General features: G+C 70.4%; 14 protein-coding genes. 6 read left to right on the top strand and 8 right to left on the bottom strand.

Annotated elements, in window-relative coordinates; genetic code table 11:
• The 4 genes from OG966_RS29535 to OG966_RS29520 are packed head-to-tail and all read left to right on the top strand — an operon-like array spanning nt 1 to nt 3978.
• Entirely contained in the window at nt 1-1050 is a 1050-nt protein-coding gene (locus OG966_RS29535; protein ID WP_326652970.1) for an ABC transporter permease, read from the top strand.
• Complete coding sequence (locus tag OG966_RS29530; protein ID WP_326652969.1) at nt 1047-1967, top strand: ABC transporter permease; 921 nt, start codon at nt 1047-1049, stop codon at nt 1965-1967. The genes OG966_RS29535 and OG966_RS29530 overlap by 4 nt, the downstream gene beginning before the upstream one ends.
• The gene (locus OG966_RS29525; RefSeq protein WP_326652968.1) at nt 1964-2947 is read left to right on the top strand and encodes an ABC transporter ATP-binding protein; all 984 of its coding nucleotides are present in this window, start codon (nt 1964-1966) and stop codon (nt 2945-2947) included. Before OG966_RS29530 ends, OG966_RS29525 begins: the two co-directional genes overlap by 4 nt.
• 53 nt (nt 2948-3000) lie before the next feature.
• A complete protein-coding gene (locus OG966_RS29520; protein WP_326652967.1) occupies nt 3001-3978 on the top strand; it encodes an ABC transporter ATP-binding protein in 978 nt (325 codons plus the stop codon).
• A 46-nt stretch (nt 3979-4024) separates the two neighbouring features.
• On the opposite strand, the gene OG966_RS29515 is transcribed toward OG966_RS29520, so the two are convergent.
• The 8 genes from OG966_RS29515 to rimP form a co-directional block, all read right to left on the bottom strand.
• Nucleotides 4025-4969: a bifunctional riboflavin kinase/FAD synthetase gene (locus OG966_RS29515; protein ID WP_326652966.1), complete on the bottom strand. Its 945-nt coding sequence runs from the start codon at nt 4967-4969 to the stop codon at nt 4025-4027.
• 479 nt (nt 4970-5448) lie between these two features.
• Nucleotides 5449-6348, bottom strand: coding sequence for a tRNA pseudouridine(55) synthase TruB (truB, locus tag OG966_RS29510; protein ID WP_326652965.1), 900 nt, complete (start codon nt 6346-6348; stop codon nt 5449-5451).
• On the bottom strand, nt 6345-6788 hold the full coding sequence (gene rbfA, locus OG966_RS29505; protein ID WP_326652963.1) for a 30S ribosome-binding factor RbfA: 444 nt from the start codon (nt 6786-6788) through the stop codon (nt 6345-6347). The genes truB and rbfA overlap by 4 nt, the downstream gene beginning before the upstream one ends.
• 29 nt (nt 6789-6817) lie before the next feature.
• Nucleotides 6818-7111 carry a DUF503 domain-containing protein gene (locus OG966_RS29500; RefSeq protein WP_326652961.1) on the bottom strand — a complete coding sequence of 98 codons (294 nt, stop codon included), beginning with the start codon at nt 7109-7111 and terminating at the stop codon, nt 6818-6820.
• A gap of 151 nt (nt 7112-7262) precedes the next feature.
• Complete coding sequence (infB, locus tag OG966_RS29495) at nt 7263-10373, bottom strand: translation initiation factor IF-2 (RefSeq protein ID WP_326652960.1); 3111 nt, start codon at nt 10371-10373, stop codon at nt 7263-7265.
• Nucleotides 10374-10521: 148 nt separating this feature from the next.
• Nucleotides 10522-10800 (bottom strand): YlxR family protein, encoded by a 279-nt coding sequence (locus OG966_RS29490; protein ID WP_326652959.1) that lies wholly within the window; start codon nt 10798-10800, stop codon nt 10522-10524.
• Nucleotides 10801-10952: 152 nt separating this feature from the next.
• Nucleotides 10953-11987 (bottom strand): transcription termination factor NusA, encoded by a 1035-nt coding sequence (gene nusA / locus OG966_RS29485; RefSeq protein ID WP_326652958.1) that lies wholly within the window; start codon nt 11985-11987, stop codon nt 10953-10955.
• 2 nt (nt 11988-11989) lie between these two features.
• The gene (gene rimP, locus OG966_RS29480) at nt 11990-12496 is read right to left on the bottom strand and encodes a ribosome maturation factor RimP (RefSeq protein WP_326652957.1); all 507 of its coding nucleotides are present in this window, start codon (nt 12494-12496) and stop codon (nt 11990-11992) included.
• A 155-nt stretch (nt 12497-12651) separates the two neighbouring features.
• Between rimP and OG966_RS29475 the strand changes: the two genes are divergently transcribed.
• Both OG966_RS29475 and OG966_RS29470 read left to right on the top strand, forming a co-directional pair.
• On the top strand, nt 12652-13137 hold the full coding sequence (locus tag OG966_RS29475) for a hypothetical protein (RefSeq protein WP_326652955.1): 486 nt from the start codon (nt 12652-12654) through the stop codon (nt 13135-13137).
• Entirely contained in the window at nt 13137-13577 is a 441-nt protein-coding gene (locus OG966_RS29470) for a ferritin-like domain-containing protein (protein ID WP_326652953.1), read from the top strand. Before OG966_RS29475 ends, OG966_RS29470 begins: the two co-directional genes overlap by 1 nt.
• The last annotated feature ends 16 nt before the right edge of the window (nt 13578-13593 follow it).

Below are 13593 nucleotides of genomic sequence, written 5' to 3'. Positions count from 1 at the left end.
ATGAGCACCACGAGCACAACCAGCACCACCGCTGTGGCGCGGGTCCCCGAGGCCCGCGCCGCGAGCGGCAATGTACGCGCCTATCTCCTCTATGTGGCGGGCAAGCTGGGCGGCGCGGCGATCTCACTGCTCGCCGTGCTGGTCACCAGCTTCTTCCTCTTCCGGATCATCCCGGGCGACCCGGTGAAGGCCATGACCCATGGCATGCCGACGTCGGCCGAGCAACTGGCAACACTGCGCCGCCAGTTCGGTCTCGACCAGCCGCTGTGGCAGCAGTTCACCGACTACTGCGCCAAGGCGCTGACGGGCGATCTCGGTACGTCGTACCAGTTCCACGCGCCCGTCGGCGAGCTGATCACACAGAAGGTGCCGGCGACTCTCCTGCTCACCGGTGCCGCCGTGGTGATCTACTCCTCGATCGGGCTCTGGCTCGGCACCCGCTCCGCGTGGCGCCACGGCAGTCTCGGTGACAAGTTCAACACCGGTGTCGCGCTGACCCTGTGGTCCGTGCCGGCGTTCTGGCTCGGCCTGCTGCTGATCATCACCTTCTCGGTGGGCGTCGGTCCTGTCCCAGGCATGTTCCCCACCGGCGGCATGGAATCCGGCGACGAGACCCGCTTCGCCTACGTCGCCGATGTCGCGCACCACATGGTGCTGCCGGTCATCACCCTGGTCGCCGTCGGATACGCCCAGACGCTGCTGGTGATGCGGTCCTCGCTGCTGGACGAGATGGGCAGCGACTATCTGACCACAGCCCGGGCGAAGGGGCTGCGGGACGATGCCGTACGCCGCCGCCATGCCGTGCCGAACGCGCTGCTGCCCACCGTCACCATGGTCTTCATCAACCTGGGCCATGTGGCGGCCGGTTCGATCCTCGTCGAGACGGTCTTCTCCTGGCCGGGCCTCGGCGGGCTCTTCTACCAGGCGCTGAGCGTGCCCGATCTGCCGCTCGTCCAGGGCCTCTTCGTGGTCTTCGCGGGCGCGATGATCCTGATGAACCTGCTCGCCGACCTGCTCTATCCACTGCTCGATCCCCGGGTGGGCCGATGACGACGACCCCGGTCACCAAGACCCCACAGACCGCCTCCTCGCTCTCCTGGGCGCGCCGCCGCGACTCGGCGGCACGCTTCTGGCGCTCGTACCGCACACACCGGGCGGGGCTTTTCGGCCTCGGCGCGCTGGCGCTCATCGCGCTGGTGGCGCTGGCCGCGCCGCTGCTCGTCGGCGCCGATGTGCAGAGCGTGACGAACGCACCGGGGACGGCGCTGGAGCCGCCCAGCGGTGAGTTCCCGCTCGGGACGGACCAGTTCGGGCGTTCGCTGCTCGGGCTACTGGTGTGGGGAGCGAGGATCTCTCTCACCGTGGGGCTGCTTGCGGCCTCCCTGTCGGTGGCCATCGGCACCCTCGTCGGCATCATCGCCGGTCATTACGGCGGCTGGTTCTCGACTGTGCTGATGCGGATCACGGACTGGTTCCTGGTGATGCCGACGCTGGTGCTGGCGATCGTGCTGGCCACCGTGATGTCCCGGAGTGTGTGGACTGTCGTCGTCGCGATCGGCGTCACCAGCTGGCCGACGACGGCACGGCTGGTGCGCGCACAGACCATCGCGGTCGAGTCCCGCCCGTACATCGAACGCGCGAGGGCGCTCGGCGGCGGACACAGCCACATCATGAGCCGCCATGTGCTGCCCAATGTGATGCCGCTGGTCCTCGCCCAGACGACGCTCGGTATCTCGAGCGCCATCCTGACCGAGGCGACCCTGGCGTTCCTCGGCCTCGGCGATCCGACGATCGTCTCCTGGGGCGGCATGCTCCAGGACGCGCGGGAGGCGGGCGCGGTCTCGTCGGGCCACTGGTGGTATCTGGCGCCACCCGGTATCGCCATTGCGCTGGTGGCGCTCGCCTTCACGCTGTGCGGGCGGGCGATCGAGTCTGTGCTCAACCCGAAACTGGGGGTGGCTCGTTGAGCCTGCTCGAGGTCAAGAACCTGCATGTGACATACGGCTCCGGGGCGCGGGCGGTGCCCGCCGTGCGCGGCGTCGACCTCAGCCTGGAGGCCGGCCGGAAGCTGGGCCTGGCGGGCGAGTCGGGCTGCGGCAAGTCGACGATCGCCCTGGCCCTGCTCCGGCTGCTGCCTCCGTCCGCCACGATGACCGGCGAGATCCTGCTCGACGGGGAGGACGTCCTCACCATGAAGTGGGGGCGGCTGAGGGCCGTGCGATGGGCGGGCGCGTCGATCGTCTTCCAGGGAGCGATGCACTCGCTCAACGCGGTGCACCGGATCGGCGACCAGATCGCCGAGCCGATCCTGCTGCACCAGAAGACGACCTTGGCAGCGGCGAAGAAGCGTGTCGCCGAACTCCTCCATCAGGTGGGCCTGCCCGCCGCCCGCGCGGACGCCTATCCGCACGAGCTGTCCGGCGGCCAGCGCCAGCGCGTGATGATCGCCATGTCTCTCGCCTGCGACCCGCAGCTCATCGTCGCGGACGAGCCGACCACGGCGCTGGATGTGATGATCCAGGCGCAGATCCTTCGGCTGATCGAGCAGTTGGTCGCCGAGCAGGACATCAGCCTGCTGATGATCAGCCACGATCTGGCGGTGCTCGCCGACACCTGCGACCGACTGGCGGTGATGTACGCGGGCCGGATCGTGGAGGAGGGCCCGGCGCGGACGGTCTACGGCGCGGCGGAACATCCGTACGGACAGGCTCTGTCCGCGGCCTTCCCGCGGATCGGCGACGCCGCGTCGCGGCGGGCCCCACGCGGGCTGCCCGGCGATCCGCCGGACCCGTCGGCGCTGCCGGGCGGCTGTGCGTTTCACCCGCGCTGCCCGGTGGCACTGGACGCGTGCGCCGAGGTGGACCAGGTGCTGGCCACTGCGGGCGTCGGGCATCGGGCGGCGTGCGTGCGGGTGGGCGCGGCGGCGGGGGCGGAGCAGCGGCTGTGACCTCGTCCGACCTGCCGAAACCGCCCGACCCACAGCGCCGTCAGGAGCCAGCCATGACCACCACTCCCCTGCTCTCGGCAGCCGGTCTGAATGTCACGTTCCCCGGCCGGCGCGGCGGCCCTTCCGCCCGTGCCGTCGACGGCGTCGACCTGGACATCGGCGCGGGCGAGATCGTCGCCCTGGTCGGCGAGTCCGGCTGCGGCAAGACGACGCTGGCCCGCTCGCTGCTCGGCCTGGTGCAGCCCACGTCGGGGCGGGTCACCTTCGGCGGCAAGCCTCTCGGCTACGGCTCACGAGCGCTCAAGACCTACCGCAAGCGCGTCCAGCTGGTGCTCCAGGATCCGAGCGGCTCCCTCAACCCACGGCACACCGTGTACGACGCGGTGGCGGAGGGCCTGCGGATCCACGAGTACGCCGGGGACGAGCGCGAGGCCGTCGCCGAGGCGCTCTCCCGGGCCGGGCTGCGGCCTCCCGAGCGCTTCTTCCTGCGCTACCCGCACGAGCTCTCCGGTGGCCAGCGCCAGCGCGTGGTCATCGCCGGCGCGCTGGTTCTGCGGCCCGAACTGATCGTCGCCGACGAGCCGGTGGCATCGCTGGACGCGTCCGTACGCGGCGAGATCCTGGCGCTGCTGCTGCGCCTGCGGGACGAACTGGGTCTGTCCGCACTGGTGGTGACCCATGACCTGGGCCTCGCGTGGAACATCGCGGACCGCGTCGCGGTGATGTACCTGGGCCGGATCGTGGAGTCGGGCTCGGTCGAGGACGTGCTGACGAACCCTCAGCACCCGTACACGCAGGCCCTGCTGTCGGTCCTGCCGGAATCGGACGGTGCGCCTGTGGTGCTGACGGGCGAGCCGCCGGACCCGTCCCGGATCCCGGCCGGCTGCCGTTTCCATGTGCGCTGCCAGGTGCTGGCGTCGGGCGAGGCGGAGCGGGCGGGAGTGGCGGACAGCTGCCGTTCGAAGGACCTACCCGTCCTGGCCGGCGCCGCGAGCGCCCAGGTGGCCTGCCACTGGGCCGGACGGGACTAGCCGGTGGTCGTCCGGTGGTCCGGGCCCGGGCCACCGGACAGGAGTCTCAGGCGGCGCCGATGAGCTCGCGGCAGCGCTTCACGTCCGCGCCGATCGCCTCGAGCAGCGCCTCGATCGAGTCGAACTTCTCCTGGCCCCGCACATACGCCAGGAAGTCCACCGCCACATGCAGCCCGTACAGATCAAGGCCCACGCGGTCGATGGCGTACGCCTCCACCGTCCGCTCCGTGCCGTCGAACTGCGGATTCGTGCCCACCGAGATCGCCGCCGGCATCCGCTCGCCGTCCGCCGTCAGCCACCCCGCGTACACCCCGTCCGCCGGGATCGCTGTATGCGGCAGCGTCTCCACGTTCGCCGTCGGGTAGCCCAGCTCGCGGCCGCGCTGCGCGCCGCGCACCACCACGCCCTCGACCTGGTGAGGGCGGCCGAGGATCTCGGCGGCGCCCTCGACGTCGCCCTCCGCGACGAGGCGGCGCGTGAGGGTCGAGGAGAACGGCTCGCCGCCACCGGCCGCGCCGCTCACGAACAGGTCGACGAGCTCGACCTCGTAGTCGTACGTCGCGCCGAGCTCGGCCAGGTACGCGACATTCCCGGCCGCCTTGTGGCCGAAGCGGAAGTTCGGTCCCTCGATGACCGCGCGCGCGTGGAGCTTGTCGACCAGCACCTTCACGATGAAGTCGGCCGGCGACAGCTTCGAGAACTCGGTGGTGAAGGGGAGGATGAGCACCGCGTCGACGCCGAGCTCCGCCATCAGCTCGGCCCGCCGGTGGTGCGGTGCGAGCAGCGGCGGGTGGCTGCCGGGCCGTACGACCTCGCTCGGGTGCGGGTCGAAGGTGACGACGACCGACTGCACGCCGAGCTCACGCGCCCGCTCCACCGTCCGCCCGATGATCAGCTGGTGTCCGCGGTGCACTCCGTCGTAGGAGCCGATGGTGACGACGCTGCGTCCCCAGTCCTGGGGGATGTCCTCCAAGCCACGCCAGCGCTGCACTGTGACCGCTCCTCGCCCGAACCTGTGTACGTGATTGCCGATTACGCAGGTCTAAGACTGCCATGCCCGTGGCTGACGGTTCGCATCGGCACCGGACTGCCCAGCCTCCGGACCGTCCGTCGCGTGCGCGGACCGACCACCACGGCCCACTCCTGCGGGGCCCTGGCCAGCCGTCCCGGGGCGAGCGCGGCGAAGCGGGGACCTCGCGAAACCGTCCTGCGCGGCCGCCCCACCGGATCGCAGATACGTACCCGGCGTCGCCAGGTCCCCGCGCCCCATGCTGTGGACGTCAGGTCGGCAGTGATCAACGGGAGAAGGACGCGTACCGAACGCGCCCCCGAATACACCCGCGGTTCACTCCGAGCGCCTGCCCGATGGGGTGAATCGGAGGCCCGCGGCGGACAGACACCTTCCGAGGGGGATCGTGGAACGGGCAGCGACCCTGCCCGTTCCACGGTGGGGCGACCGGCCGCGCGAGCTCAGCCGAAGACGGCGAGGCTCTTGGCCTTGCCCTTCTGCTCCTCCACCAGCACCAGGAAGCGCCCGTCGGGTCCGAAGACCGCCACCGGCGAGGTGTCGTACGCCGGCATGTCCAGCCGTACACCGTTGGTAAGGAGCTTCGCCTGCTTCTCGTCCACGTCCCAGCGCGGGAACGCGGCCGCGGCCGCGTCGGCGATCGGCATCACCGCCAGCTCCTCCTGGAGCTGGTCGAGCGTCTTCGCCGTATCGAGTCCGTACGGACCGACCCGAGTGCGTCGCAGCGCCGTGAGATGCCCGCCGACGCCCAGGTCGGCGCCGAGGTCACGGGCGAGGGCGCGGATGTACGTACCGGACGAGCAGACCACCGAGACAACCAGGTCCACGACCGGTGTACCGTCCTCGGCCACGGCCTCCCGGACGTCGTACACCTGAAACGACGAAACGGTCACCGGCCGGGCCGGGATCTCGAACTCCTCGCCGCCGCGCACCCGCGCGTACGACCGCTTGCCGTCGATCTTGATGGCGCTGACCTTCGACGGCACCTGCATGATGGCGCCGGTCAGCTTGGCGACACCCGCGTCGATGCCCTCCCGGGTCACCGCGGACGCGTCGGCCGAGGAGGTGATCTCACCTTCGGCGTCGTCGGTGACGGTGTTCTGCCCCAGCCTGATCGTGCCGAGGTACTCCTTCTCGGTCAGTGCGAGGTGCCCGAGAAGCTTGGTGGCCTTTTCCACGCCCAGCACCAGTACACCGGTGGCCATGGGGTCGAGCGTCCCCGCGTGTCCGACGCGGCGGGTCCTGGCGATCCCGCGCATCTTGGCGACGACGTCGTGCGAAGTGAAGCCGGACGGCTTGTCGACGATGACAAGGCCGTCCGGCGTCCTGCTGTGCTGTGTCATTCGGAGGCTTCGTCCTCGTCCTCCGGCTTGCGGTACGGGTCCGCCTCGCCGGCGTACTTGGCGCCCGAGGACACCTCACGCACCTTGGCGTCGGAGGCACGCGCCTTGTTGAGCAGGTCCTCGATCGTCTTGGCGTTCTCCGGCAGGGCGTCCGCCACGAACGTCAGGGTCGGCGTGAACTTCGTCCCCGCCGCCGCTCCGACCGCCGAGCGCAGAACGCCCTTGGCGCTCGCCAGCCCGGCTGCCGCACTCGCCCGGTCCTCGTCGTCGCCGTACACCGTGTAGAAGACCGTGGCCTCCCGCAGGTCGCCGGTGACACGGGTGTCCGTGATGGTCACGTGCGTACCCAGGCGCGGGTCCTTGATGCCGCGCTGCAGCTTCTCGGCGACCACCTCCCGGATGAGGTCTGCCAGCTTCTTCGCCCGCGCGTTGTCGGCCACTGGTCCTTCTCCTTCTTTGCCTTACTCAATCAGTCTTCGTCGCTGTGGAGCCTGCGTCGAACCGACAGCAGCTCCAGCTCCGGCCGGGCAGCGACAAGGCGCTCGCACCGGTCGAGTACATCTGTGAGGTGCCCCGTGTCCCCGGACACCGCGGCCAGGCCGATCTCGGCCCGGCGGTGAAGATCCTGATCGCCCACTTCCGCCGCGCTCACCGCGTATTTGCGCTGGAGCTCGGCCACGATCGGGCGGATCACGGAGCGTTTCTCCTTCAACGAACGTACGTCGCCGAGGAGCAGATCGAAGGACAGCGTCCCCACATACATGTATGTCCGGATGTCCCGCCGGTACGGGTTAGAGGGCCCTGCCCGCTCTTGGCAGGGACACAAGAACCGTACACGGAACGGCCGGGGCCGATCGACGGAAATACTCTCCGCCGACCGGCCCCGGACCGGATGCCGTGCGTCAGCTCTTGCCTCAGCCGCGCGGCTTCTCGCGCATCTCGTACGTCGCGATGACGTCGTCGATCTTGATGTCGTTGAAGTTTCCGAGGTTGATACCGCCCTCGAAGCCTTCGCGAATCTCGGTGACGTCGTCCTTGAAGCGGCGCAGACCCTGGATGTTGAGGTCCTCCGCGATGACCTTGCCGTCGCGGATGAGGCGCGCCTTGGTGTTGCGCTTGACCTCGCCGGAGCGGATGAGAACACCCGCGATGTTGCCCAGCTTGGACGAGCGGAAGATCTCGCGGATCTCCGCCGTACCGAGCTCGACCTCTTCGTACTCCGGCTTGAGCATGCCCTTGAGGGCCGCCTCGATCTCCTCGATGGCCTGGTAGATCACCGAGTAGTACCGGACGTCGACGCCTTCGCGCTCCGCCATCTGCTGGGCACGCCCGGCAGCGCGGACGTTGAAGCCGATGACGATGGCGTCGGAGCCCATCGCCAGGTCGACGTCCGACTCGGTGACCGCACCCACGCCGCGGTGCAGCACGCGGATGTCGACCTCTTCGCCGACGTCGAGCTGGAGCAGCGAGGACTCGAGAGCCTCCACCGAACCGGACGCGTCGCCCTTGATGATGAGGTTGAGTTCCTGCACCAGACCGGCCTTGAGCGCCTCGTCCAGGTTCTCCAGGGAGAACCGGACACCCTTGCGGGCGAAGTTGGCGTTCCGCTCACGAGCGGCACGCTTCTCGGCGATCTGACGGGCCGTACGGTCCTCGTCGACAACCAGGAAGTTGTCGCCGGCACCCGGGACATTGGTGAGACCGAGGACGAGGACCGGAGTCGACGGACCCGCCTCTTCCACGTTCTCGCCCTTGTCGTCGAGCATCGCGCGGACACGGCCGTACGCGTCACCGGCGACCATCGTGTCGCCGACGCGCAGCGTGCCTCGCTGGACCAGGACGGTCGCGACGGCACCGCGGCCGCGGTCGAGGTGAGCCTCGATCGCAATACCCTGCGCGTCCTGCTCCGGGTTGGCCCGCAGGTCGAGCGAGGCGTCCGCGGTGAGAATCACGGCCTCGAGCAGGGAGTCGATGTGCAGACCCTGCTTGGCGGAGATGTCGACGAACATCGTGTCGCCGCCGTACTCCTCGGCGACCAGACCGAACTCGGTGAGCTGACCGCGCACCTTGACCGGGTCGGCACCTTCGACGTCGATCTTGTTGACCGCGACCACGATCGGCACACCGGCCGCCTTGGCGTGGTTCAGCGCCTCGATCGTCTGCGGCATCACACCGTCGTTCGCCGCGACCACGAGGATCGCGATGTCGGTGGACTTCGCACCACGGGCACGCATGGCGGTGAACGCCTCGTGACCGGGGGTGTCGATGAAGGTGATCTTGCGCTCTTCACCGTTGACCTCGGTACCGACCTGGTACGCACCGATGTGCTGCGTAATACCGCCGGCCTCGCCCGCAACCACATTCGTCTTGCGGATCGCGTCCAGAAGCCGGGTCTTACCGTGGTCGACGTGACCCATGACGGTCACGACCGGCGGACGGGACACGAGGAACTCCTCGCCGCCCTCGTCCTCGCCGAACTCGATGTCGAAGGACTCGAGCAGCTCGCGGTCCTCCTCCTCGGGGCTGACGATCTCGAGGACGAAGTTCATCTCGTCCGCGAGCATCTTCAGCGTCTCGTCGGAGACGGACTGCGTGGCAGTGACCATCTCGCCGAGGTTCATCATCACGCCGACGAGCGACGCCGGGTTGGCGTTGATCTTCTCCGCGAAGTCGGTGAGCGAGGCACCGCGCGACAGACGGACGGACTGTCCGTTGCCACGAGGCAGCATCACACCGCCGACCGACGGGGCCTGCATGGCCTCGTACTCCTGGCGCCTCTGCCGCTTCGACTTACGGCCACGACGCGCCGGGCCGCCGGGACGACCGAAGGCGCCCTGCGTGCCACCACGGCCGCCGGGACCACCCGGACGTCCGCCGAAGCCGGGACGGCCACCGCCGCCACCGAAGCCGCCGCCGCCACCGGGGCCACCGCCACCGGGACGACCGGCGAAACCGCCGCCGCCACCGGGACGACCGCCACCGCCACCGCCACCGGGACGACCGGCGAAACCGCCGCCGCCACCGGGACGACCGGCACCGGCACCGGCGGGACGACCGCCACCGCCGCCACCGGGACCGCGACCGCCGCCACCGGGACCGCCACCAGGACGGGGACCGGCAGCAGGACGCTGCGGCATCATGCCGGGGTTCGGACGGTTACCGGCAGGGGCACCGCCGGGACGCGGAGCGCCGCCCTGCGGGCGGGGCATACCGCCCGGGCTCGGACGGGCGCCGCCCTGGCCCTGCGGACGGGGAGCGCCGCCGGGACCGCCCTGCGGACGCGGGGCGCCGGGAGCGGCACCGCCGTGGCCACCGGGACGCGGAGCGCCACCCGGACGGGGCGTCTGCGGACGCGCCATACCGGTGGAGCCACCGGACGTGAAGGGGTTGTTGCCCGGACGGGGGCCCGCCGGACGATTGCCGCCGGGGCGCGGGGCGCCCTGACCGGCGGGACGCGCCGGACGCTCGCCACCACGGCCACCGTCACGGCCGCCGTCACGCTGACCGCCGGCCGGAGCCGGACGGGCGGGACGCGGGCCGGGAGTGGCACCCGCGGGACGCGAGGGGGCCTGCGGCGCTGCGGGCTGGGCCGGAGCCGGGGCCGAGAACTCGGCCGCGGGCACCGGAGCCGCCGGAGCGGGCTTGGCCGGTGCGGGCTTGGGACCCGGACGCGGGCCCGGAGAAGCCGGGGCCGCGGAGGGGGTGCTGCTCACAGGAGCCTCGGCCACGGCCGGCTTGGGAGCCGGGACGCCGGGCTTGGGAGCAGCGGGACGGGCCGACGACGCCGGGGAGGGCGCGCCGGGCTTGGCAGGCGCGGCCTTGCGGGGCGCGCCGGGCTTGGCAGCGGACTTGCCGGCGTTGCCGCCGGGCCCCTGCAGTGCGTCAGTCAACTTGCGTACAACCGGCGCCTCGATCGTCGAGGACGCCGAACGGACGAATTCACCGAGTTCTTGGAGCTTGGCCATGACGACCTTGCTCTCGACGCCGAACTCCTTGGCGAGTTCGTATACCCGGACCTTAGCCACTTCGCTCCTTTTAGGTCCGGGTTACCGCCGGACCGTCGCTACTTCATGGGCGTACTCATCGCGTACTCATCGAGTGCTCATCGCAATCTCGACCTACTTCCAACTCGCGAGGTACCTGACCGCACGGGGTTCCGTGCCGTACTTCTTCTTACGGTGCTGCCTGCTCGACGTACCGGCGTACATCCCCGGTATCGAGCGGTCCCTTGACCCTGAAGGCCCGGGGGAACGCCCGGCGGCGGACCGCCAGGTCGAGACAGACCAAGGCGGGGTGTACATACGCACCCCGGCCGGGCAGCGTACCGCGATCATCGGGGACGCAAGCGTCTCCGGTCATCACGATGCGCAGCAGATCGCTCTTGGCCGCTCGCTCCCGGCATCCCACACAGGTTCTCTCAGGGCATACGCAGGCATGCGTCCGGCCAGACACGTTTAAGTCTACCTCCCCGTGGCGACCTCACCCCTTTGGGGCAAGAATCGAACGGTTGTTGTCTTGATCCAGGTGGCATCCCGCCGTCAGCGCGACGGGATCCCGCCCGCCCCGGGGATCCGGGGGTGTCGCGCGTCAGGACACGGCATTCCTCAGTCCCGGTGGGCGGAGTCCCGGTCGGAGTCCCGCTCGGAACCCTGGTCGTCGCTCTGCTCCGTGTCGGGGCGGATGTCGATGCGCCAGCCGGTGAGACGGGCGGCCAGACGGGCGTTCTGCCCTTCCTTGCCGATCGCCAGCGACAGCTGGTAGTCGGGGACGGTCACCCGTGCGGAGCGCGCGCCCAGGTCGACAACCTCGACCTTGCTGACGCGGGCCGGTGAGAGGGCGTTGGCCACCATCTCGGCCGGGTCGTCCGACCAGTCCACGATGTCGATCTTCTCGCCGAGCAGCTCGGCCATGACATTGCGCACACGGGCACCCATCGGGCCGATGCACGCCCCCTTGGCGTTCAGGCCCGAGCGGGTCGAGCGGACGGCGATCTTGGTGCGGTGGCCGGCCTCGCGGGCGATCGCCGCGATCTCGACCGAGCCGTCCGCGATCTCCGGGACCTCGAGCGCGAAGAGCTTCTTCACGAGGTTCGGGTGGGTGCGGGACAGGGTCACGGACGGGCCGCGCACGCCCTTGGCGACCCGGACGACGTACGTACGCAGCCGCAGACCGTGGGTGTACTCCTCGCCCGGTACCTGCTCCTGCACCGGCAGGATCGCCTCGAGCTTGTCGTCCAGCCTGACCAGGACGTTCTTCGGGTCCTTGCCCTGCTGCACCATACCGGCGACGACATCACCCTCACGGCGGGCGTACTCACCGAAGGTGACATCGTTCTCCGCGTCCCGCAGCCGCTGCTGAATGACCTGGCGGGCGGTGGTCGCGGCGATACGGCCGAAGTCGGAGGGAGTGTCGTCGAACTCCTTGGCCTCCTGCCCCTCTTCGAGGTCTGCCGCGTCTTCCTTCGCCCATACCGTCACATGGCCGGTGTCCCGGCTGAGCACGACGCGCGCGTGGCGGCGGCTGCCCTCGGTGCGGTGGTACGCGATGAGGAGGGCCGACTCGATCGCCTCGACCAGCAGGTCGAAGGGGATCTCCTTCTCTTGTGCCAAGCCCTTCAGGAGCTTTACGTCGATGTCCACGGCTACGCCTCCTCTTCCTTCTTGTCCTTGCGGTTGAACTCGATCTCCACCCGTGCCTTGGCGATTTCCGCGAAGGTGACACGGCGGGCGGTGGGCTTGCGCCCCTTCACGCCCGGCACTTCGAGGTCGAGTCCCTCGTCGTCCACGGTGAGGATGCGGGCCACCAGCTCGTCAGCCGTTCCGGCGTCGTGCAACTGGAACTTCACCAGTCGGCCGACGGCGCGTACGTAGTGGCGGTGCTTGGTCAGGGGGCGGTCGGCGCCCGGCGAGCTCACTTCGAGGACGTACTCGCCCTCGCCCATCGCGTCCGTCTCGTCCAGCTTCTCGGAGACCGCGCGGCTCAGCTCGGCACAGGCGTCCAGCTCCACGCCCTCGTCGGAGTCCACGATGATCCTCAGCATGCGGCGCCTGCCCGCCCGGGACACCTCGATCTCTTCCAGATCCAGCTCCGCGGCGCTGACGAGCGGTTCCAGCAGCCCTCGCAGCCTCTCGCTCTGGGTGGTGCTCATCCGGGTGACTCCTCGGCCGCGTGTGCTGTTGTGGGATCGTCGCGTGTCAGATCAAAGGGTATCCGGTCCCGGGGGGTGTTGCCGTCCACCTGCGCCTGACCCGCAGGTACGCTCGCCTGCGGCGATGATCACAGCAAGGCCCGAGGGAGAGACGCGTGGGGCGCACGGGGACAACACGGAGGCGTGCGCTCATCGTGACGGGGGCGGCGGCGGCCGGACTGTTGACGGGCTGTTCGACGGATGAACCCAAGGGACGAAGTACCGCGGGTTCGGCTCGCGATCCGGCGCGCGCGGAGGCGGCACTCAGGCGCAGGCTCGCCGCCACGAGCGGTGCGCTGCGTGACCAGTACGACGCCGTCATCACGCAACATCCGGCGCTGACCGGCCAGTTGACCGTTCTGCGGGCGGAGGTCGCCGAGCATGCGGCGGCGCTCGGCGGAACGACGCGGGTGGCACCACCGCTGCCGGTCCCGGCCGATGCCAAGGCCGCGGTCAAGGCGCTGGCCACTGCTGAGCGCCGTACCTCCGACGCGCACACCGCCGCCCTTGTCGACGCGGAGCCCGAGCTGGCCCGGCTGCTCGCCTCGGTCGCGGCGGCCGGCGCCGCGCATGCGTACCTGCTGACGAAGGGTGGCGCGTGATGAGCACGCCGGACACGCTGAAGGCCGTACAGGCCGCGCTCGCCGCGGAGCATGCGGCGGTGTACGGGTACGGGGTCGTCGGCGGCCGGATCGGCGACGACCGGGAGGCCGAGGCCAAGGCCGCGTACGCCGCGCACCGGGCCCGGCGGGACGCGCTGGTGCGCACCGTGCGCGACCTGGGCGGGGCGCCGGCCGCGGCAGCCCCGGCGTACGCGCTGCCCTTCCTTGTGCCGGACGCGGCTGCCGCGGTGCGCCTCGCCGCGGTGCTCGAGGACCGGGTCGCGGGCGTCTATTCCGATCTCGTACGGGCCTCGGAAGGGCCGCTGCGCCGGGAGGCCGCGGGCGCACTGAGCGAGGCGGCCGTCCGTGCGGTGCGCTGGCGCGGCAGCGGCGTAGCCTTTCCAGGGCTCGCCGAGCGGAGTGGGCGTCGAGCGCGCTGAAGCGGAAAGGGAACAA

It is taken from the genome of Streptomyces sp. NBC_01750, from assembly GCF_035918095.1.
In the GTDB taxonomy this organism is placed as follows: Bacteria; Actinomycetota; Actinomycetes; order Streptomycetales; family Streptomycetaceae; genus Streptomyces.
The sequence above is the reverse complement of the archived record's forward strand: the minus strand, read 5'-3'. Positions and strand labels throughout refer to the sequence as shown.